Genomic DNA, 21,143 nt, shown 5'->3' with positions numbered 1-21,143 from the left:
GACGCTGTTGCTCTGAAAATTCGAGGCAAAGGCGTCGCGGCTGAAGCCGCTCCTACAGGTCGTTCGATCAGGCCAGCTTTTTGTACTTCACGCGCTTCGGACCCGAATCGTCGCCCAGGCGACGCTTCTTGTCGGCCTCGTACTCGTTGTAGTTGCCGGGGAAGAACTCCACGTGCGAGTCGCCTTCGAACGCGATGATGTGGGTGGCGATGCGGTCGAGGAACCAGCGGTCATGCGAGATCACGATCGCGCTGCCGGGGAATTCCAACAACGCGTCTTCCAGCGCGCGCAGGGTTTCCACGTCGAGGTCGTTGGACGGCTCATCGAGCAGCAGCACGTTGCCGCCCTGCAGCAGGGTCTTGGCCATGTGCAGGCGGCCGCGCTCACCGCCGGACAGGCTGCCGACGATCTTCTGCTGGTCGGTGCCCTTGAAGTTGAAGCGGCCGATGTAGGCGCGCGACTGGATCTCGAAGTTGCCGATGGTGAGGATGTCCGAACCGCCGGACACTTCCTGCCACACGTTGTTCTTCGGGTCGAGCGCATCGCGCGACTGGTCGACGTAGGCCAGCTTGGTGGTGTGGCCCAGCTTCACCTCGCCGGTGTCCGGCTGTTCCTTGCCCATGATCATCTTCATCATGGTCGACTTGCCGGCGCCGTTGGGGCCGATCACGCCGATGATCGCGCCCGGCGGCACCTTGAACGACAGGTCCTCGATCAGCACGCGGTCGCCGAACGACTTGGTCACGTTCTTGAACTCGATCACTTCCTGGCCCAGACGCTCGCCCGGCGGGATGAAGATCTCATTCGTCTCGTTGCGGCGCTGGTAGTCGACCGAATTCAGTTCCTCGAAGCGGGCCAGGCGGGCCTTGCCCTTGGACTGGCGGCCCTTGGCGGCCGAGCGCACCCACTCCAGCTCCTTCGCGATCGCCTTCTGGCGCGACTTCTCCTGGTTCGCTTCCTGCTTCAGACGGGCGTCCTTCTGCTCCAGCCACTCGGTGTAGTTGCCCTTCCACGGGATGCCGCGGCCGCGGTCGAGTTCGAGGATCCACTCGGCGGCGTTGTCGAGGAAGTAGCGGTCATGGGTGACCGCCACCACGGTGCCGGGGTAGTCGTGCAGGAATTTTTCCAGCCAGTCGACCGACTCGGCGTCCAAGTGGTTGGTGGGTTCGTCGAGCAGCAGCATGTCCGGCTTGGACAGCAGCAGGCGGCATAGCGCCACGCGGCGCTTTTCGCCACCGGAAAGCGGGCCGACGACGGCATCCCACGCCGGCAGGCGCAGCGCGTCGGCGGCCACTTCCAGCTGGCGCTCCAGCGCATGCGCGTCGTTGGCGGCCAGCAGGTTTTCCAGCTGTTCCTGTTCCTTGGCCAGCTTGTCGAAATCCGCGCCGTCCTCGGCGTAGGCGGCGTAGACCTCTTCCAGCCGCTTCTGCGCATCGAGAATTTCCGAGACGCCTTCCTCGACCACTTCGCGCACGGTCTTCTCGGGGTCCAGGTTCGGCTCCTGCGCCAGGTAGCCGATCTTGGTGCCGGGCTGGGCGCGCGCCTCGCCCTGGAAGTCGGTATCCACGCCGGCCATGATCCGCAGCACGGTGGACTTGCCCGCGCCGTTGACGCCGAGCAGGCCGATCTTGGCGCCGGGGAAGAAGCTGAGCGAGATGTCCTTGATGATCTGCCGCTTCGGCGGGACGATCTTGCTGACCCCATTCATGGTGTAGATGTACTGCGAGCTCATGCAACCTCCGAAAGCGTGCGCCGCGCCACCGACGGGCGGCGCGGAAAGGGAATTCATCAAACCGCGCATTATAGCGGCTTGTGCCATCGCGCCGATGAACCCGCGCGTAGCCAGCTGCCGGTGGCCGCAAAAGCCCGGCAGCGCTACAATTTCCGGCTAAATCCCGCCACCACCCCGCCGAGGCCAGAATGTTCCCCAAGGACTGCACGATTGCCGGTTATGACGACGAACTGGCCAAGGCCATCGCCGATGAAGGCCAGCGCCAGGAAGATCACGTCGAGCTGATCGCCTCGGAGAACTACGCCAGCCCGCGCGTGCTGGAAGCGCAGGGCTCCAAGCTCACCAACAAGTACGCCGAAGGCTATCCGGGCAAGCGCTACTACGGCGGCTGCGAGTATGTGGACGTGGCCGAGAAGCTGGCCATCGAGCGCCTGAAGCAGCTGTTCGACGCCGACTACGCCAACGTGCAGCCGCATTCCGGCTCGCAGGCCAACCAGGCGGTTTACCTGGCGCTGCTGCAGCCGGGCGACACCATCCTGGGCATGAGCCTGGCCCACGGCGGCCACCTGACCCACGGCGCCAAGGTCAACGTCTCCGGCAAGCTGTTCAACGCGATCCAGTACGGCGTCGACGAGAACGGCCTGATCGATTACGACGAAGTGCAGCGCCTGGCCACGGAGCACCAGCCGAAGATGCTGGTGGGCGGCTTCAGCGCGTATTCGCAAGTGGTCGACTGGGCGCGCATGCGCAAGATCGCCGATTCGGTGGGCGCGCTGTTCTTCGTCGACATGGCCCACGTCGCCGGCCTGATCGCCGCGGGCGTCTATCCCAGCCCGCTGCCACACGCGCACGTGGTCACCTCCACCACCCACAAGACCCTGCGCGGCCCGCGTGGCGGCCTCATCGTGGCCAAGGGTGCGGGTGAGGAAATCGAGAAGAAGCTGCAGTCGATCGTGTTCCCCGGCATCCAGGGCGGCCCGCTGATGCACGTGATCGCCGCCAAGGCGGTGGCGTTCAAGGAAGCGCTGGAGCCCGAGTTCAAGAGCTACCAGGCGCAAGTGGTGAAGAACGCCAAGGCGATGGCCAAGACCTTCATCGAGCGCGGCTACAAGATCGTCTCCGGCGGCACAGAAAACCACCTGATGCTGGTCGACATGATCGGCAAGGACGTCACCGGCAAGGCGGCCGAGGAAGCGCTGGGCAAGGCCCACATCACCGTCAACAAGAACGCCGTGCCGAACGACCCGCGCAAGCCCTTCGTCACCTCCGGCCTGCGCGTCGGCACCCCGGCCGTCACCACCCGCGGCTACAAGGAAGCGGACGTGACCGAGCTGGCGAACTGGATCTGCGATGTGCTGGACGCACCGGAAGACGAGGCGGTGATCGCGGCGGTGCGCAGCAAGGTCACCGAGCAGTGCCGCAAGTTCCCGGTGTATGGCTGAGATGCCGGGAATGGGGAATGGGGAATGGGGAATCGGTGAAAGCCGGCTTCCCGGGCGCTTTTGCTTTTTCCCATTCCCCATTCCCCATTCCTCATTCCCCTAACCATGCACTGCCCCTTCTGCCAGCACGAAGACACGCGGGTGATCGATTCGCGGCTGACCGAGGACGGCAGCACGGTGCGTCGGCGGCGCGAATGTCCGCAGTGCGGTGAGCGGTTCAACACGTTCGAGACGGCCGAGTTGAAGTTGCCGACGATCGTGAAAAGTGGCGAGCGGCGCGAGACGTTCGACGAGCGCAAGTTGCGCGTGAGTTTCGAGCGCGCGCTGCAGAAGCGGCCGGTGCCAAGCCATGACGTGGACAGCGCCGTGCGCACCATCATCAACGACCTGCGCCGCAGCGGCGAGCGCGAGATTCCGTCGCGCCAACTCGGCGAGTTGGTGATGCGCGAGCTGAAGAATCTCGACCAGGTGGCGTACGTGCGCTTTGCCTCGGTCTACCGCAAGTTCGAGGACGTGCACGCGTTTCGCGAGGAGATCGAGAAGCTGGAGCGCGATCTGCCGGGCTTGTCGGATCTGCAATTGCCGCTGCTTGGCGGCGGCAAACCCAAATAGCATGAGGCCGCGCTTTCCCTGTGGGAGCGACTTCAGTCGCGATGCCTTTGCTGCAAAGATCAAGAGCATCGCGACTGAAGTCGCTCCCACAGATCGGCTGACATGCGGATGAATGGGCTGATGTTTTCGGCCACCGACCATACCCACATGGCGCACGCCCTGCGCCTCGCGGCGTGCGGCCTGTACACCACGGCGCCCAACCCACGCGTGGGTTGCGTGATCGCGGACGGTGAAACCGTGCTTGGCACCGGCTTCCACCAGCGCGCCGGCGAACCCCACGCCGAGGTCTTCGCCCTGCGCGAGGCGGGCGCACGCGCTCGCGGCGCCACCGCCTACGTGACGCTGGAACCCTGCGCCCACCACGGCCGCACACCGCCGTGCGCCGACGCGCTGGTGGCAGCCGGGGTGGGGCGGGTGGTGGTGGCCGCGGAGGATCCATTCGATCAGGTGGCCGGCCGCGGCATCGAGCGCCTGCGCGCCGCCGGCATCACGGTCGAAACCGGCTTGATGCGCGATGCCGCGCGCGAACTGAATATCGGTTTTTTCAGCCGCATCGAGCGCGGTCGCCCGTTCGTGCGGGTGAAGCTGGCGATGAGCCTGGACGGCCGCACCGCGCTGGCCAATGGCGATTCCAAATGGATCACCGGTGAGGCTGCCCGCGCCGACGTACAGCATTGGCGCGCACGCAGCTCCGCGATCCTCAGCGGCAGCGGCACCGTGCTGGCCGACAACCCCCGGCTCACCGTACGGCAGGCTTCAAACTCCCTCTCCCCCGGCGCTGCCGGGGGAGAGGGCTTCAAACCCCTGCGCGTGATCCTCGACCGCCATCTGCGCACGCCCGCCGGCAGCCATGTGCTGGATGGCGCAGCCCCCACGCTGCTGCTGCACGCAGCGAACGCAACGCCCGCTGCAACGCGTTCCAACCATGTCGAATACGTCAGCGTGCCGGAGCAGGGCGACGCACTCGACCTGCATGCCGTGCTGGCCCTGCTGGCCGGCCGCGATTGCAACGAGATTCACGTCGAAGCTGGCCCGACCCTGTGCGGCGCATTGTTCGCCGCCGGCCTGGTGGACGAGCTGTTGCTGTACATCGCGCCGGTGCTGCTGGGCAGTGAAGCCGCGCCGTTGATGAACCTGCCGGCGCTGACCGACATGGCCTCACGCTGGTCGCTGCAGTTGCTGGACCAGCGCATGCTCGGCTCCGACATCCGCTTGCGCCTGCGCCCCGCGTGAGCCGCCGAAGTCCCCGCGGCCGTTCGTCACACAAGGAGCCCATCGCCATGAGCAGTGCCAACCCGAAAACCATCCGCTGGGGCATCATCGGTTGCGGCGATGTGACCGAGGTGAAAAGCGGTCCGGCCTTCCAGAAGGTGGAAGGGTCCGCGCTGGTGGCGGTGATGCGCCGTGACGGCGCCAAGGCGCGCGATTACGCCCAGCGCCATGGCGTGGCGAAGTGGTATGACGATGGCCAGGCCCTGGTCGATGATCCCGATGTGGACGCCGTCTACATCGCCACGCCGCCGTCATCGCACAAGCACTACGCGCTGATGAGCATCGCGGCGGGCAAGCCGGTCTACGTGGAGAAACCCTTCGCGATGGATGCGGCCGAATGCGAGGCCATCGTGGCGGCCGGGCTCGCCGCCAACGTGCCGGTGTTCGTGGCCTATTACCGGCGCATGCTGCCGCGCTTCCACAAGGTGCGCGAGTTGCTGTTCGACGAGCGCGCCATCGGCACGCCGCGCTCGGTGCATTGCGTGCATACCGCCTCGCACAACCCGCGCTACGACGGTCCGCAGTCGCCGCACTGGCATGTGAACCCGGCGATTTCCGGCGGCGGGCTGTTCGTGGACATCGGCTGCCACACGCTGAACATCCTGGACTGGCTGTTCGGCCCCATCACCCGCGTCAGCGGCCACGCCAGCAACCAGCGCGGCAGTTATCCGGCTGAGGACAGCGTGGCGATGGCGTTCGCGTTCGGCAACGGCATGGTCGGTACCGGCCTGTGGAATTTCGACGCGCTGCAGCGGCACGATCTCACCGAGGTGACGGGCGATGCGGGCCGGCTTTCCTTCGCCACCTTCGGCGACGGTCCGATCCGGCTGGAGAACGCCGCCGGCGTGCGCGAGTTCCACATCGAGAACCCGCGCACCATCCAGCAGCCGCTGATCGAAACCCTGGTGGCCGAACTCCACGGCCAGCCCGCCGCCTGCCCGGACCTTGCCGCCAGCGGCGTGCGCACCACGTGGGTAATGGACCAGGTGCTGCGCGATTACCGGCGCGCCACGGGGCAGCAGATCGGGCTGTAGCGCGGCACGCGCCGCCTTCTGTAGGAGCGACTTCAGTCGCGACGCTCTTATCAGGGACATCGAAGCAAAGGCGTCGCGACTGAAGTCGCTCCTACAGAGGCCAGAAAGCGCAGGGGCCTACCCGGCGATGGTGCTAGACTGCCACATCCGGCTTCGGCCGGTAGTACGACGTCTTCAGGGCGGGGCGAAATTCCCCACCGGCGGTAGGCCTTTCGAGGCGAGCCCGCGAGCGCTTCCAGTCCCACTGGGAGGTCAGCAGATCCGGTCAGACTCCGGAGCCGACGGTTGGATGCGGGCAACCGCATCCTCAAAGTCCGGATAAAGAGAAGACGGCACGGCACACGCTTCGCGGCGTGCGTCAGGCCTCATGCCTTGAGGCGTTTTTCGCTTTTTTCGACGCGGGAAACGTTTCATGAAAATCGTTCAGTCATGGCATCGCCTCGCCCTCCCGCCGGAGGTGCGCTGATGTTTACCGGCATCATCCAATGCGTGGGCCGCATCGCGCGGCTCGAACCGCGTGGCGGCGACGTGCGGCTTCATGTCGATACCGCCGACCTCGATCTCCGCGACGTGCAACTGGGCGATTCCATCGCCGTCTCCGGTGTCTGCCTCACGGCGGTCACGCTGGAAGCGCGCGGTTTCGCGGCGGACGTCTCCAACGAAACGCTGTCGCTGACTTCTCTCGGAAAATTGAAAGCCGGCGATCCGGTGAACCTGGAAAAGGCCTTGCGCCTCGCCGACCGTTTGGGCGGCCATATGGTGTCCGGCCACGTCGACGGGCTGGGCAAGGTGGTGTCGATCACGCCCGATGGCCGCTCGCAACGGTGGACCTTCGAAGTGCCCGCCAGCCTGTCGCGATACATCGCGGCCAAGGGTTCGGTCTGCATCGACGGCACCAGCCTCACCGTCAACGAAGTGTCGGGCCATCGCTTCGGCGTCAACCTGATCCCGCACACCGTCGAGCACACCGCCTTCCACGCCCGCCGCGTGGGCGATGTGGTGAATATCGAGGTGGACGTGGTGGCGCGCTACATCGAACGGCTGCTGTCCAGTGGCGAGACGCCGAAGCTGGATGAGGCGTTCCTGAAGCAGAACGGTTTTGCCTGATCCTGAAGCCCCTCTCCCCCTGGGAGAGGGGTTGGGGTGAGGGTTCGGGCGGAGCGCAGCGCTTTCGCTCCGCCCGAACCCTCATCCGCCCCTTCGGGGCACCTTCTCCCATCGGGAGAAGGGAACCGCCAAAACGGATACACCCATGCCCTTCAACACCATCCCCGAAATCCTCGAAGACATCCGCGCCGGCCGCATGGTCGTCATCGTCGACGACGAAGACCGCGAGAACGAGGGCGACCTGATCATGGCCGCCGAGAAAGTGCGCCCCGAAGACATCAACTTCATGGTGCGCGAGGCGCGCGGCCTGGTCTGCGTCACGCTCACCGAGCAGCGCACGCGCCAGTTGGGCCTGAAGCCGATGGTCAGCGACAACACCTCGGCCTACCACACCAACTTCACCGTCTCGATCGAGGCGGCCGAAGGCGTCACCACCGGCATCTCCGCCCACGACCGCGCGCGCACCATCCAGGTGGCCGCGCAGGCGGATGCGAAGCCGCAGGACCTGACCCAGCCCGGGCACATCTTTCCGCTCACCGCGCTGCCGGGTGGCGTGCTGAGCCGCGCCGGTCACACCGAAGCGGGCTGCGACCTGGCGGCGCTGGCAGGGCTGGAGCCGGCGGCGGTGCTGATCGAGATCCTGCATGAGGACGGCTCGATGGCGCGCCGGCCGGAGCTGGAGGTTTTCGCGCGCAAGCACGGGTTGAAGATCGGCTCCATTGCCGACCTGATCCGCCACCGGCTGGAAACCGAGAAGACCGTGCAGCGCGTGCACGAGGAAGACGTGCAGACCGAGTTCGGCGCGTTCCGGCTGGTCGCGTATCGCGACGTGATCCGCAAGGGCCTGCACTTCGCCTTGGTGCGCGGCACGGTGGACGACGGCGCGCCGGTGCTGTCGCGCGTGCATGTGCGCAACACCTTGTCCGACGTGCTGCACCTGCAACGCGACGATCTTGGCATCACCGTGACCGAAGCCCTGCGCCGCATCGCCGACGAGGATCGCGGCGTGCTGCTGGTGCTGTCTGGCGATGACACGCCGGACACCCTGCTGGCTGGACTGCAACGTCAGCCCCGGCCCGAACCCACCTCCGACCCGCAGCAGGAATGGCGCGAACTGGGCCTGGGCGCGCAGATCCTGGCCGACCTCGGCGTGCACCGCCTGCGCGTGATCGGCACGCCGCGCAAGCTGGTGGGCCTGGGCGGTTTCGATCTGGAGGTCGTCGAGTACGTTTGACTCGCACCTGTTTCTGTGGGAGCGGCTTCAGCCGCGATGCTTTTACGGGATTTGGGATTTGGAAGAGCCAAGAGCATCGCGGCTGAAGCCGCTCCCACACAGAAGTCGCGGCATCGCGCCATCCCTCCGCCCTGCAACCGCCACCCTATCCCCGCATAATCGACCGTCGCCCACCGAACCCGCGCCCATGTCCGAACCCCGCATCCGCCTGATCGCCCCTTCCGGCTATCCGCACGATCGCGCCGCCATGACGCGCGGCGTGGAACGGCTGCGCGAGGCCGGTTGCGTCGTGGATGCGCTGGACGTGCTTGACCGCAGCGAGCAGCGCTACGCCGGCAGCGACGCCCAACGGGCGGCGGATATCAATGCGCTGGCCACGCTGGATGCGCTGCCGGATATCGCGCTGGCGATCCGCGGCGGCTACGGCGCCACGCGGTTGCTGGCCGATCTGCATTACGACGCCTTGCGCGAACGGCTGAGCGGCGGCGACACGCTGCTGGTCGGTTACAGCGATTTCACTGCGCTGCAACTGGCCCTGCACGCAAAAAGCGGGCTGTGCACCTTTAGCGGCCCGATGCTGGGCGCGGATTTTGGCGCGGAAGCCTTGAGTGATTTCACCTGGCAGCACTTCTGGCAGACGGCGCGCTCGCCGGCGACCCAGGTCGCATGGCGCACCACGGCCGCAACGGAAGCGGAGGTCGAAGGCCCGCTGTGGGGTGGCAACCTGGCCGTGCTGTGCAGCCTGATCGGTACGCCGTATTTCCCCGCCATCGAGGGCGGCATCCTGTTCGTGGAGGACGTGGGCGAGCCGCCGTTCCGGATCGAGCGGCTGCTGTACCAACTGCACCTGTCCGGTGTGCTGGGGCGCCAGCGCGCGCTGCTGCTGGGCGATTTCAGCCAGTGCCGCGGCAGCGCCTACGACAACGGCTACGGCCTGCAGCACAGCTTCGAGCAGATCCGCGCCGCCTGCGGCATCCCGGTGATCGACGGCCTGCCCACCGGCCACGAACCGGACAAATTCACGCTGCCCTTCAGCGCGCCGGCAAGGCTGCGCGTGGGCGGCGGCGAGGCCAGTCTTGGTTTCAGCGATTACCCGCATCTGCCGTCGCTCTGACGCCTGCACTCCTTCCCCTGCAAGGCAGGGGGAGGCTGGCGACCGTAGGGAGTCCTTTAGGTGAGGGGGTTGGCTTTTGATCTTCCGGGGTCAAAAGCGACCCCACCCCAACCCTCCCCTGCAAAGCAGGGGAGGGAGCAAAGAGAGCAGGCGAAGCCCCAAACCCGTAAAATGACCGGCCAGCATGGGCTGTGCCCACCCAAGGAATCCGCAATGAAGATCATCGAAGGCGATTTCGCCACGCCCAAAGGCCGCTTTGTCATCGTCGCCGGCCGCTTCAATGGCTTCGTCGTCGAACCGCTGGTGGCCGGTGCGCGTGACGCGCTGGTGCGCCACGGCGTGGCGGACGATGCGATCGACCTGGTCCGCGTGCCCGGCGCCTGGGAAATCGCGCTGGCCGCGCACAAGCTGGCCAACAGCGGCAAGTACACGGCGGTGATCGCCCTTGGCGCGGTGATCCGCGGTTCCACCCCGCACTTCGACTACGTGGCCGGCGAATGCGCCAAGGGCCTGGCGCAGGCGGCGTACGCGTCCGGCGTGCCGGTGGCGTTCGGCGTGCTCACCACCGACAGCATCGAGCAGGCGATCGAGCGCTCCGGCACCAAGGCCGGCAACAAGGGCGCCGACGCCGCCATGGCCGCGCTGGAAATGGTCAATCTCTACGGCAAGCTGGCATGAGCCAAAGTATCGACATGCAGGCGCGTTCGCGCGCTCGCCGCCGCGCGCTGCAGGCGCTGTATGCGTGGCAGTTGAGCGGCAGCCACATGAACGCGGTGATCGACCAGTTCCGCCACGAGCAGGACATGGAGATTGCCGACCTGGAGTACTTCGAAGACCTGCTGCACGGCGTGGAAACCAACGTCGACGCGCTCGACGAAAGCCTGCGCCCGCATATCGACCGCGAAGTCGCCCAGATCGATCCGATCGAACGCGCCGCGCTGCGCCTGGCCGCCTACGAGCTGAAATTCCGCCCCGACGTGCCGTACCGCGTGGTGATCAACGAAGCCATCGAAGTCACCAAGCGCTTCGGCGCCGACCACGGCCACAGCTACGTCAACGGCGTGCTGGACAAACTCGCCAGCGAACTGCGCGCGGTCGAGAAGCGCGGCTGACCCCACCCGCAAAAAACCTGTAGGAGCGGCTTCAGCCGCGACGCTTTTCGCGATTCCCGATTCCCGATTCCCGATTCCCGATTCCCGGCCAAAAAGCATCGCGGCTGAAGCCGCTCCTACAAAAAACACAAAGGGCCTCGATGGAATTCCGGCTGATCGATCGCATCCGCGAACTCACCGCCCAGCCACGCGACGACGTGCGCCTGGGCATCGGTGACGACGCCGCCGTGCTGGCGGTACCGGCAGGGCAGGAGCTGGTGATGGCCATCGACACCATGGTGGAAGGCACGCATTTCCTGCCCGGCACCGCACCGGCCGACCTGGGCTGGAAGGCGCTGGCGGTCAATCTTTCCGATCTCGCCGCGATGGGCGCCACGCCCGCCTGGGCTCTGCTGGCGCTGACCTTGCCCAAGGCCGACGCGCCCTTCGTGGATGGCTTCGCCGAGGGTTTCGCACAACTGGCGCAGCCGCACCGGCTGGCCCTGGTTGGCGGTGATACCACCGGTGGGCCGTTTTGCATCAGCGTAGCCGTGCACGGCTTCGTGCCGCCGGGCCAGGCGCTGACCCGCGCCGGCGCGCAGGTGGGCGATGAAGTGCTGGTTACCGGCACATTGGGCGATGCGCTGGCGGGCTTGTACGCCTTGCGCGAACCGCCGCAAGACGACGCGCACCAGGCCACTCTCCGCCAATCCCTGATCGAACGCTTGACCCGCCCCGAGCCGCGCGTGGCCGCTGGCATCGCCCTGCGGGGGCTGGCCAGCGCCTGCGTGGATATTTCCGACGGTCTGCTGGCCGACCTCGGCCATATCTGCAGCGCCAGCGGCGTGGGCGCGGAACTGGAGGCGACACAACTGCCGCGCTCGCCCGCGCTGCGTGAACTGCATGGCGAGGATGAATCGCTGCAACTGGCGCTGAGCGGTGGCGACAACTACGAACTCTGCTTCACCGTGCCGCCGCAGCGGTTGGCGAACGCCCTGGCGGCGTTGGCCGAAGCCGGTTGCCCCGCGACCCGCATCGGCCGCATCGTCGAAGGCCACGACGTGCGCGTGCGCGCCGCCGATGGCCGCCCGCTGACCGTCACCATGAAGGGCTGGGAGCATTTCGCATGAGCGCCAAGAAAACCCTCAGCCCCGACCAACGCCGCGCCCTGCTGGCCACCCCCGCCGGCTGGCTGGCCTGCGGCTTCGGCTCCGGCTTGGCGCCCATCGCCCAAGGCACCTTCGGCTCGGTCGCCGCCTTCATCCCCTGGCTGGCCCTGCGCCAGCTGCCGTTGTGGCTTTACATTGCCGTGCTGGTCGTCGGCTTCGCCATCGGCGTCTGGGCCTGCACCATCGCCGGCCGCGCACTGGGCGTGGACGACCACCGCAGCCTGGTCTGGGACGAATTCATCGGCCAATGGATCGCCCTGCTGCCACTGGGCATCGCCATCCTGCTGCCATCCACCGGCCTGGCCTGGTGGATGCCCATCGCCGCCTTCGCCCTGTTCCGCCTGTTCGACGTGTGGAAACCCTGGCCCATCCGTTGGCTGGATCGCCGCGTGAAGGGTGGGTTTGGGGTGATGATCGACGACGTGATCGCGGGGGTGTTTGCGGGGGTGGTGTTGGGGGTAGGGTTGTTGGTGTTACGTTGACTGGCAATCGAGACATGGCCCAATCGAGCGTGGCTGAACCGGTACACGGATCGCGGCGGCTTCGAGGAAATTGCGGCGCGAATCGCGACAGGGATAGATGGAGCGATTAGATTGCGTTGCGGGAGCCAACTATCTGATTTCGCGGGTATGTCGTCGAACGGAAGACGAACGAGGCCAGTGATTAGACTGCCGGATTACACTGCGTTTTGAAATCTACATAGCGTTAGCGCCCACTCATTGAAGCCACGACGCATGAATGACCTTCTCAAAAAGCTCTTGGAGACGTTGCAGGCCGGAAACTTTCCGGTCTCCGGGCAGCCTACTCAGGCATCTGGGATCATTACACCGTCCGAGTTCTTGCAACGATTTGGAATTACCAGCTTCTATCACTTCACAGACACCCGAAATCTGCAGTCCATCAAAGCCCATGGCGGCCTGCTTCCGTGGTCACAAATCAGAGGCAACGTCGTTGCGCCGGGCGGAAATGATTGGAGCCACGATGCGGATGCGATCAAAGGACAAGACAACTACGTCCATCTTTGCTTCTTGCCTGAACATCCGATGGAGTTCGTAGCGCGAAAAGATGGGAGAATTCAAGAGTCTCGATTCCTCCGCATTGATCCGAGCGTTATTCACACGCCAGGAGTTCTGTTCTGTCCGGATGTCGCCAACAAATCTGGTGTAGAGATGATGGACCTAACAGCGGCTGTCTCGGAGATGGATTTTGAGGTCATAGCTCCTGCGCACAAATGGCTTGATCCATCTTTGTTTGAGCGAAAGAAGCGCGCTTGTAAGTACGAGCTGCTTGTACCCGGGCGGATTCCCCTATCACTAATCTCTGGTATTTAACGTGGCAGAACGCCCCATCTTCATGCCTTCACAACGGACCGGCCGACTGGTGGAGGAAACCAGTGTCTCGTTCTTGTGGCACAAGGGTATGGCACCTTCCCAAAAGAAGAAGAACGTCTCTGAGCTTCACACGGCGGCTGCAAAGCGCGGCATTGAGCCTTTGCTTGAAGTCTCGTCAAAGTCCGAAGAGAAGCTCGGACAAAGACTCAGCGCCTTCAATCTGAAGGTAGAGCTGGATGAGGGAGGCGTGATCTCACTTGAATGCGCCTTTCAAGGGAGCAAAGTTTTCGAGCACGGCGGCCCTTATACAGACCTGTTTGGTGTCGAGAGCAGAGACGCGAAGCGTGATGAAAGGCTATCTAGCTCGGGAAAGCTGATTGGCTTCCGTTTTGAGGGGCAAGACTTTCCGCTCATCCCAAAGACGGCCTTCTATGATTGGCTCTACATAAGAGCGCTTTATCCGCACAGAGAGTTCTTGCAACGCCTACATCAATATGCTGGATTTACGGACATCGAGTTCAATCCGGAAAAGTCCATCAACTGCCAAGCCCGCTCCTGTGCCACGTACGTCGCACTAGATCGGCTAGAACTGCTGGACGAGTGCGCGCGATCGTCAGAGCGCTTTATGCAAATTCTGCTCCCTGACTCTCTAGAACAACCGCACTCAAACAAAGAGCGCCAAAAGTCGATGTTCTAACGGGTGGGCGCTAACAATTCGTTCAAGCCGAAGCCGCTTCGCGGCTCGGCTTAACTCAGGCGTTAGTCGGTAGCTCGTGTGGGTTCTTCGTTGCACGCGTTTCGCCCAGTTTCGCGCTGGCTTGTCGTCCGTCGCCGCAGCAGCTTTTCGCGCGGCGTCGTCGCAAGCCTCAGCTTTCAGAGCTGGTTGTTTGGGGGTGGCTGGTTGTTCAAGCGGTGCGCTCGTCGTGGCAATCGTTGTCGTCCGAGCAAGCAGCGTCGCAACCGTCTAACTCCTCGCCCAAGCGGACGGCGTACCGCCGCCGCTTAATTCAGGCGTTAGAGGCTACATGGATGTTTTTGGCCAACTTATCTTCTGGACCAGCGGCACGGGTTTCCCCCTTGCGTGCATTGCTGGCCTTTACTTCTGGGCCCGTTCGTTCGCGGTCAGGGCGATGCGCTATAGGTTCAGCGGGGTGGCGAGGTTGAATCTCTGTTCGATGCGGGTGGCGACGCCACCGCCAACCACAGCGCTGATTGTTGGTAGGGGTACTAATGCGATACGCCGGCCGCATCACCGACTGGAACGATGAAAAGGGATTTGGATTCGTGGTCCCGAATGGCGGCGGAACTCGTGCGTTCGTCCATATCCGCCAGTTCCAGCGCGGTTCGCGTCGACCGGTTGCGGGGGATCTCGTTTCGTATCTTCCCGTGGTTGACGAGCGCGGGCGGACCAATGCGCAGCAGATTCGCCATGCGGGTGAGAAGGTTGCGGTCCCCCGGAAACCATCGCGTTTTCCGCGAGCGGTGCTGGGGATTTGCGTCCTCGGGTTGATTGGCGGCGCCGCGGCGTTTGGCCTGCTGCCGCCTCTGCTGCTCGGCGCGTATCTCGGTCTCAGTGTCTTGTCGTATCTGCTGTATTGGTGGGACAAGTCGGCCGCGCAGAAAGGGGCGCGTCGCACGCCCGAGAACAACTTGCACTTGATGGATCTTCTGGGCGGCTGGCCCGGGGCGCTTGTGGCTCAGCAGCAGTTCCACCACAAGACCGCGAAGGCGTCATTCCAGGCGGCTTTCTGGGTCACGGTTTTCTTGAATGTGGGCATGTGCATCTGGTTCGTCAGATCCGGTCTGGCGGCCGAGGTGGCGCAAGCGATCGGCGGCTAGCCATCCCTCGCCAGAAAGAGGGCACGTACCGGCTTCGCCCGAAGACCACATCGGCCCGCTCAGACTGGGGGGGGCGTAATCTCCAATCTTCGCCGCCCGAGGATGCGCCATGCCCACTCCCGTCATGCCCGCCGCGTTCATCGGCCACGGCAGTCCGATGAATGCGTTGGAGCGCAACCGCTATACGGAGGCATGGCGTGCGTTCGGCGCATCGATGCCGAAGCCGCGGGCGATCCTGATGGTGTCGGCGCATTGGTACGTCAACGCCACGGCGGTGACGGCGATGGCGCGGCCGAAGACGATCCACGATTTTTACGGCTTTCCGCAGGCGCTGTTCGATGTCGACTACCCTGCGCCCGGGTTGCCGGAGCTGGCCGAGGAAGTGGCCGAGGTGGCGAAGCCCGATTACGTGGGCGCGGATGCGGACAGCTGGGGGCTGGATCACGGCACCTGGTCGGTGCTGGTGCATGCGTTTCCGGATGCCGACGTGCCGGTGGTGCAGTTGTCGATCAACGCCGCCGAGCCCGCGCGTTATCACGTGGAGCTGGGCATTCGGCTGGCGGCGCTGCGCCAACGCGGCGTGCTGTTGATGGGGAGTGGCAACGTGGTGCACAACCTGCGCGCCATGGACGGCCGTTCGCCCGACCTGGGTTTCGATTGGGTGCGGCCGTTCAGCGAGGAGGCGATCGACGTGATGACGGACCGCCCCGCGGATGCGGCGCAGCTGGTGTCGCATCGCGACTTCGGCCGCGTGGCGCCCACGCCGGAGCACTTCCTGCCGCTGCTGTACATCGCCGGGTTCAGCGCGGCCACCGGGGACACGCCGAAAGTGCTGGTCGATGGTTACGCCTATGGCTCGCTGTCGATGACGTCGTTTGGCGTGGGCGTGTCGTGCCCGCCTGCCGCGGCGGGTTTGCCCGGGGCATCGCCACTGGGCAGTGACGCGCCGTCCGACGGGACCAATATCTAGCGGTTGTGCGGGTGTTGCTGGGGGAAGGGCATGCACATTCCGGCGCCCCCGGTTGTCGCGTATGGTCCGCAAGACGCTTGAGCCGCTTGATCATCGACAGGGGATAAACCGATGCATGCTGCAGACACTCATGGGGGCGGATGCTTTCCGGGCCCGGTTTCCGTGCGGGCCGGGAAGGCGTGGTTTCGGGCCTTTCATCGGTCACGCCACGTACTGTTGGTTCTCCCGCTGTTGCTGCTGGCCGGCTGCAACCATCGGGTGGCGTCGGAGAAGAACGTCGACGTTTGCGCGCTGATGCTGGAGGCGGCGACTTCAGCGCTGCACGGCGTGCCGGTCACCGAGCGCGGGCCGGGTACCTGCGAGTTCCGTGTCGACGGCGAGGACAGCAGCGGCGGGCGCATCCAGGTCGGACTTCTCACGCGTGCCGCGGCGGGCGGCTCGCGCCAGTTCGATCAATCCGTACGCCTGATCCTGGCCGAGGCCGCGCAGACTTACGGCAACGCTGGGTCGCCTGCATTGGGCGACTTGGCCGAAGTGGCAGTGGGTTTCGGCAGCGAGCCATCCCAATCCCTTCGGCAGGTGGTGGTGGCTGAGCGTGGCGTGATGATGGAGGTGTTCATCGGCGCCGAAACCGAGCTGAGCCGCGAGGAGGTGCTTGCCCTGACGCGGGCGCTGTGGACGCAGGTGACCACGTACAAGCGACCGTCGGCCTGAAGGCGCGGGGAACGCACCCGGCGCTTTTCCCACTTTCTCGCGGCGCTGAGGCCAGCTGAGGTAATGTCGGCAGTTCGTCGCCGCAGCTGGCTGCGGCGCGCTACCTCACCCGATCCATGGAGAAACGCCCATGCAATACCGTCGCCTTGGCAAATCCGGCCTGCAGCTTTCCGCGTTGTCGTTTGGCGCGTGGGTGACGTTCGGGAAGCAGGTGGACCGCACGCAGGCGCGCGAGTTGCTGGCGTTGGCGCATGCGCGCGGGGTGAATTTTTTCGACAACGCCGAGATCTACAACCACGGCGTGGCCGAGGAAGTGATGGGCGATGTGCTGGCCGACCTGCGTTTTCCGCGCGACAGCTACTGCGTGTCCAGCAAGGTGTTTTTCGGCTCGGCCACGAACCCGCTGCCGACCCAGCGCGGGCTGTCGCGCAAACACGTGATCGAAGCCTGCCACCAGGCAATGCAGCGGTTGCGGGTGGATTACCTGGACCTGTATTTCTGCCATCGCGCCGATCCGGAAACGCCGATGGAGGAAACAGTGGCGGCGATGGATACGCTGATCCGCCAAGGCAAGGTGTTGTACTGGGGCACCAGCGAATGGTCGGCCGAGGAAATCCACGCGGCGCATCGCGTGGCCCGCGAAAACCACATGTACGCGCCGGTGATGGAGCAGCCCGAATACAACCTGCTGCATCGCCAGCGGGTGGAGGTGGAATACGCGCCGCTGTACGAGGCCTATGGCATGGGCACCACCATCTGGTCGCCGCTGGCGTCCGGCCTGCTCAGCGGCAAGTACAACAACGGCGTGCCGCCGGATTCGCGGCTGGCGCAGGAAGGTTACGAATGGCTGCGCGACAGCCTGCTGGGCGATGGCCTGGACAAGCGCATCGGCAAGGTGCGCGCGCTGAAGACGATCGCCGACGACCTGGGCGTGAGCCAGGTGCAACTGGCCCTGGCGTGGTGCCTGCTGAACCCGCACGTGTCCACCGTGATGCTGGGCGCCAGCCGGCTGGAGCAGCTGGAGCACAACCTGGGCGCGATGGACGTGCTGCCGCGGCTGGATGCAGCCGTGGCACAGCGGATCGAGCAGGCGATGGCGGGCTGAGCGGGATTTCCGCGAGCTCCGCTGCGGGACGGTTGACAGGTTAATGAGAATCATTATCATCTTTAAACCGTCGCCGCGCTGGAGCTCCCGATGTCGCCTTCCTCCCAGTTGTTGTCATCCCCCGTCGTTTCCATCGGCGAATCACGTCGACGCCCGCTGTCGATGACAACCAGCGCGGTGCGCCGCGTCAACAGCCTCGCGCTGCTCGATGGCGCGCGTGAGCTGGTGATCCAGCACCAGGGCAACGAATACCACTTGCGCCTCACGCGCAACGACAAGTTGATCCTCACCAAGTAGCTCGCGCCACCCCCAGTTTCCACGCCTCAGCCAGTGCGCATGCGCCAGCCGGGCCACCGTCGAGGTGATCCATGTTTGGCCGTCCATTTTCCATCTTGCAATGTCTGGGCTATCACCCCGCACCCACCTACGTCACCCGGCGCTGGCGGCGGCTCACGCCGCTGGAGTTGATGCACCGGCTGCCGGCCCTCGGCTGCGTGTTGTACCTGCCGGGCGAGTGCGCCGACACCCGGTCACCGCCTGGCTGGCTGCTGGGTTCGGCTGATCTGCAACCGTTGTTGCGCACGCACTGGCTGGCGGAAGTTGGCGAAGTGACCACGGAAGGCCCGCGCGAATGGATCGAATGCGTGGATGTGCGCGGCGCGACCCAGGCTCGGTTGCATCTGTTGCCGGATACCGACTATCTCGCCTGGGACCGGTTGCTGGCGGCGGGCGAGGGCGTGGAGCCTCCGGTTGGCTGGCGTGTTTCGCGGCGTTTTCAGCCGGCCAGTGCACGCTTGTGTTGTTTTGATGGGCGGGCTTTGGCTGGCTTGTGGGTGTTTGACGTGCGGCTCGCGCCAGTGGCTTCGGTGGTGGGGCAGCGGGTGGCGGGGCAGGTTGCGCGGGCTGAGGCGTTGCCGTTGGAGAGGGTGGTTGGGGCTTGAAGAGCGCCCCCTTCCGCCCTGTCGGGCACCTTCCCCCGTGAAACGGGGGAAGGGAGCGATCGGACTCCTCGAAACAGCCAGCTTCCTTCCCCCGCCTGCGGGGGAAGGTGCCCGACAGGGCGGAAGGGGGGCGCTCTTCCTGTCCGCCTGTCCGCAGCATTGTCCGCGGACACTCGGCGTGGCCGATGCGTGGTCACCAACACTTTGATTCCAATGGAATATAAGTAACCCTCTCTGCTGGCACATCACTTGCAATCCTCCCGTGCTACCGCGCTGTCCGCGGTCGGGAAGGGCAAGATGATTCGTGATACCTCCGCGCAAGACCGCATGGTCGAGGTCAAACCCAACCGTCGACGACGGGTGATTCTGGCGGGCGTTGGCGTGGCCGTGCTGGCCCTGCTGGTGTGGTTGGCGCCGGGGATCGGGCGCATGTTTTCCGCGTCCGCGTCGGTCAGCAGTTCGCGCTTGTCATTCGCCACGGTGGAGCGGGGGCCGTTCGTGCGCGATATCGCGGCCGAGGGCAAGGTGGTGGCGGCGGTGAGCCCCACGCTGTACGCCACCTCCGGCGGCGCGGTGACGTTGAAGGTGCACGCGGGCGATACGGTGAAGGAGGGCCAGGTGCTGGCCACCATCGTGAGCCCCGAGCTGACCAACAAGCTGGCGCAGGAGCAGAGCAACGCCGACGCGATGGAGGTGGATTACCAGCGCGCCCAGATCGATGCGCGCAAGCAGCGCGGCGAACTGCAGAAGGCGTACGACAACGCCAAGATCGACGAGCAGGCCGCCGCGCGCGATCTCGATCGCAACCAGAAGGCATTCGGCAAGGGCGCGGTGCCCGGCATGGACGTGGACCGCGCCAAGGACGCGCTGCACAAGGCGCAGATCACGCTGCAGCACGCCAAGGCCGACCTGGGCATGGACAACGCCAGCCTCAACTTCGACATCCAGTCGAAGAAGCTGGCACACGAGCGCCAGTTGCTGCTGGTGAAGGATCTGCAGCGCCAGGTCGACGACCTCAACGTGAAATCACCGGTGGACGGGCAGGTCGGCCAGCTGTTCATCGCCGAGCGCGCCACCGTGGCCAAGGACGCGCAACTGCTCAGCGTCATCGACCTGTCCGCGCTGCAGGTGGAAATGCAGGTGCCGGAAAGCTTCGCGCGCGATCTGGGCATCGGCATGGCTGGCGAGATCAGCGGCAACGGTCATACCTGGAAAGGTTTGGTGAGCGCGATCTCGCCCGAAGTGGTCAACGGCCAAGTGGCCGCGCGGCTGCGCTTCGCCGGCGATACGCCCAAACAGTTGCGGCAGAACCAGCGCCTGTCCGTGCGCGTGCTGCTGGACAAGCGCGACAACGTGCTGACCGTGCAGCGCGGCTCGTTCGTGGACGAATCCGGCGGCAGCTACGCCTATCTGGTGCACGACGACATCGCCACCAAGACCCCGATCCGCGTGGGCGCCTCCAGCATCGACAAGGTGGAAATCCTCGATGGCCTGAAGGAAGGCGACCGCATCGTGATTTCCGGTACGGACAGCTTCAAGGGCGCGACGACGGTCGCGATCAGCAACTGACGATTTTCTCCCTCCCCTGCTCGCAGGGGAGGGCTGGGGTGGGGTAGCTCTTCCGCAAGCCCGCACCCCTTCCCAGCCTCCCCCTGCACGCAGGGGGAGGAGCCAAGACACCACCACCAAGGGACGCAACCATGCTGAAAATGACCCACCTGTCCAAGGTCTACCGCACCGAAGTGGTGGAGACCTACGCGCTGCGCGATTTCAACATCGACGTGAAGGAGGGCGAGTTCGTGGCCGTTACCGGGCCGTCCGGTTCGGGCAAGACCACCTTCCTCACCATCGCCGGCTTGCTGGAAACCTTCAGCGGTGGCGAGTACCACCTCGATGGCATCGAGGTGAGCAACCTCAACGACAACGCCCGCTCGAAGATCCGCAACGAGAAGATCGGCTTCATCTTCCAAGCGTTCAACCTGATCCCCGACCTCAACGTGTTCGACAACATCGAGGTGCCGTTGCGCTACCGCGGCATGAAGGCGGCCGAGCGCAAGCAGCGGATCATGGAGTCGCTGGAGCGCGTGGGCCTGGCCTCGCGCGCAAAGCACTACCCGGCCGAACTCTCCGGCGGCCAGCAGCAACGCGTGGCCATCGCCCGCGCCCTGGCCGGCTCGCCGCGCCTGCTGCTGGCGGATGAGCCCACCGGCAACCTGGACACGCAGATGGCGCGCAGCGTGCTGGAATTGCTGGAAGACATCCACCGCGAAGGCGCCACCATCGTAATGGTCACGCATGACCCCGAGCTGGCCGCACGCGCCCAGCGCAACGTGCACATCATCGACGGCCAGGTGGTGGAGTTGTCGGAAGACCCGCGCTTTCACCCGGCGCAAGTCGCCGCTGGCGAAGTGCGTGGCTGAAGAGCAGGGAATGGGG

General features: G+C 65.2%; 22 protein-coding genes and 1 riboswitch. Of the genes, 21 read left to right on the top strand and 1 reads right to left on the bottom strand.

The features are described 5' to 3' along the window. Positions 1–67: 67 nt before the first annotated feature. Positions 68–1,732, bottom strand: a complete 1,665-nt coding sequence (gene ettA / locus ASD68_RS07715) for an energy-dependent translational throttle protein EttA (protein ID WP_056605405.1) — start codon at positions 1,730–1,732, stop codon at positions 68–70. A 188-nt stretch (positions 1,733–1,920) separates the two neighbouring features. Here ettA and glyA point away from each other — a divergent pair, with 188 nt between their 5' ends. The 21 genes from glyA (at position 1,921) to ASD68_RS07605 (ending at position 21,127) form a co-directional block, all read left to right on the top strand. After that, complete coding sequence (gene glyA, locus ASD68_RS07710; protein ID WP_056605402.1) at positions 1,921–3,174, top strand: serine hydroxymethyltransferase; 1,254 nt, start codon at positions 1,921–1,923, stop codon at positions 3,172–3,174. A 105-nt stretch (positions 3,175–3,279) separates the two neighbouring features. After that, entirely contained in the window at positions 3,280–3,786 is a 507-nt protein-coding gene (gene nrdR / locus ASD68_RS07705; RefSeq protein WP_056081238.1) for a transcriptional regulator NrdR, read from the top strand. Positions 3,787–3,906: 120 nt separating this feature from the next. After that, the gene (ribD, locus tag ASD68_RS07700; RefSeq protein ID WP_343123439.1) at positions 3,907–5,019 is read left to right on the top strand and encodes a bifunctional diaminohydroxyphosphoribosylaminopyrimidine deaminase/5-amino-6-(5-phosphoribosylamino)uracil reductase RibD; all 1,113 of its coding nucleotides are present in this window, start codon (positions 3,907–3,909) and stop codon (positions 5,017–5,019) included. Between the two features lie 47 nt (positions 5,020–5,066). Beyond that, positions 5,067–6,092 (top strand): Gfo/Idh/MocA family oxidoreductase, encoded by a 1,026-nt coding sequence (locus ASD68_RS07695; RefSeq protein ID WP_056605399.1) that lies wholly within the window; start codon positions 5,067–5,069, stop codon positions 6,090–6,092. A 166-nt stretch (positions 6,093–6,258) separates the two neighbouring features. Beyond that, positions 6,259–6,427, top strand: a riboswitch (FMN riboswitch). A 130-nt stretch (positions 6,428–6,557) separates the two neighbouring features. Beyond that, entirely contained in the window at positions 6,558–7,199 is a 642-nt protein-coding gene (locus ASD68_RS07690) for a riboflavin synthase (protein ID WP_056605396.1), read from the top strand. 145 nt (positions 7,200–7,344) lie between these two features. Then, positions 7,345–8,433, top strand: a complete 1,089-nt coding sequence (ribB, locus tag ASD68_RS07685) for a 3,4-dihydroxy-2-butanone-4-phosphate synthase (protein ID WP_056605393.1) — start codon at positions 7,345–7,347, stop codon at positions 8,431–8,433. Positions 8,434–8,620: 187 nt separating this feature from the next. Further along, on the top strand, positions 8,621–9,547 hold the full coding sequence (gene ldcA, locus ASD68_RS07680) for a muramoyltetrapeptide carboxypeptidase (RefSeq protein ID WP_056605390.1): 927 nt from the start codon (positions 8,621–8,623) through the stop codon (positions 9,545–9,547). 213 nt (positions 9,548–9,760) lie between these two features. Continuing rightward, complete coding sequence (gene ribE / locus ASD68_RS07675; protein WP_056605387.1) at positions 9,761–10,225, top strand: 6,7-dimethyl-8-ribityllumazine synthase; 465 nt, start codon at positions 9,761–9,763, stop codon at positions 10,223–10,225. Continuing rightward, positions 10,222–10,659 (top strand): transcription antitermination factor NusB, encoded by a 438-nt coding sequence (gene nusB, locus ASD68_RS07670; protein ID WP_056605384.1) that lies wholly within the window; start codon positions 10,222–10,224, stop codon positions 10,657–10,659. The genes ribE and nusB overlap by 4 nt, the downstream gene beginning before the upstream one ends. Positions 10,660–10,799: 140 nt before the next feature. After that, positions 10,800–11,768 carry a thiamine-phosphate kinase gene (thiL, locus tag ASD68_RS07665; RefSeq protein ID WP_056605382.1) on the top strand — a complete coding sequence of 323 codons (969 nt, stop codon included), beginning with the start codon at positions 10,800–10,802 and terminating at the stop codon, positions 11,766–11,768. After that, complete coding sequence (locus ASD68_RS07660) at positions 11,765–12,289, top strand: phosphatidylglycerophosphatase A (protein WP_056605380.1); 525 nt, start codon at positions 11,765–11,767, stop codon at positions 12,287–12,289. Before thiL ends, ASD68_RS07660 begins: the two co-directional genes overlap by 4 nt. Positions 12,290–12,541: 252 nt before the next feature. After that, a complete protein-coding gene (locus ASD68_RS07655; RefSeq protein ID WP_056605377.1) occupies positions 12,542–13,138 on the top strand; it encodes a DarT ssDNA thymidine ADP-ribosyltransferase family protein in 597 nt (198 codons plus the stop codon). 1 nt (position 13,139) lies between these two features. After that, positions 13,140–13,835: a hypothetical protein gene (locus ASD68_RS07650; protein WP_056605374.1), complete on the top strand. Its 696-nt coding sequence runs from the start codon at positions 13,140–13,142 to the stop codon at positions 13,833–13,835. 533 nt (positions 13,836–14,368) lie between these two features. Next, on the top strand, positions 14,369–14,977 hold the full coding sequence (locus ASD68_RS17265; RefSeq protein WP_082546003.1) for a cold shock and DUF1294 domain-containing protein: 609 nt from the start codon (positions 14,369–14,371) through the stop codon (positions 14,975–14,977). Between the two features lie 109 nt (positions 14,978–15,086). Continuing rightward, complete coding sequence (gene ygiD / locus ASD68_RS07635; RefSeq protein ID WP_235578678.1) at positions 15,087–15,947, top strand: 4,5-DOPA dioxygenase extradiol; 861 nt, start codon at positions 15,087–15,089, stop codon at positions 15,945–15,947. Positions 15,948–16,163: 216 nt separating this feature from the next. Then, on the top strand, positions 16,164–16,661 hold the full coding sequence (locus ASD68_RS07630; RefSeq protein WP_056605362.1) for a hypothetical protein: 498 nt from the start codon (positions 16,164–16,166) through the stop codon (positions 16,659–16,661). Between the two features lie 130 nt (positions 16,662–16,791). Next, on the top strand, positions 16,792–17,766 hold the full coding sequence (locus ASD68_RS07625; RefSeq protein WP_056605359.1) for an aldo/keto reductase: 975 nt from the start codon (positions 16,792–16,794) through the stop codon (positions 17,764–17,766). 90 nt (positions 17,767–17,856) lie between these two features. Further along, on the top strand, positions 17,857–18,063 hold the full coding sequence (locus ASD68_RS07620) for a hemin uptake protein HemP (protein ID WP_082520178.1): 207 nt from the start codon (positions 17,857–17,859) through the stop codon (positions 18,061–18,063). 71 nt (positions 18,064–18,134) lie between these two features. Further along, complete coding sequence (locus ASD68_RS07615) at positions 18,135–18,707, top strand: hypothetical protein (protein ID WP_056605356.1); 573 nt, start codon at positions 18,135–18,137, stop codon at positions 18,705–18,707. 297 nt (positions 18,708–19,004) lie between these two features. Next, complete coding sequence (locus tag ASD68_RS07610) at positions 19,005–20,276, top strand: efflux RND transporter periplasmic adaptor subunit (RefSeq protein WP_056607367.1); 1,272 nt, start codon at positions 19,005–19,007, stop codon at positions 20,274–20,276. Between the two features lie 131 nt (positions 20,277–20,407). Beyond that, positions 20,408–21,127 (top strand): ABC transporter ATP-binding protein, encoded by a 720-nt coding sequence (locus ASD68_RS07605; protein WP_056081199.1) that lies wholly within the window; start codon positions 20,408–20,410, stop codon positions 21,125–21,127. The last annotated feature ends 16 nt before the right edge of the window (positions 21,128–21,143 follow it).

Origin of the sequence: Rhodanobacter sp. Root627 (genome assembly GCF_001427835.1) — a bacterium.
Taxonomy (GTDB): domain Bacteria; phylum Pseudomonadota; class Gammaproteobacteria; order Xanthomonadales; family Rhodanobacteraceae; genus Rhodanobacter; species Rhodanobacter ginsenosidimutans.
This window is presented reverse-complemented; position numbering and strand designations above follow the sequence as displayed.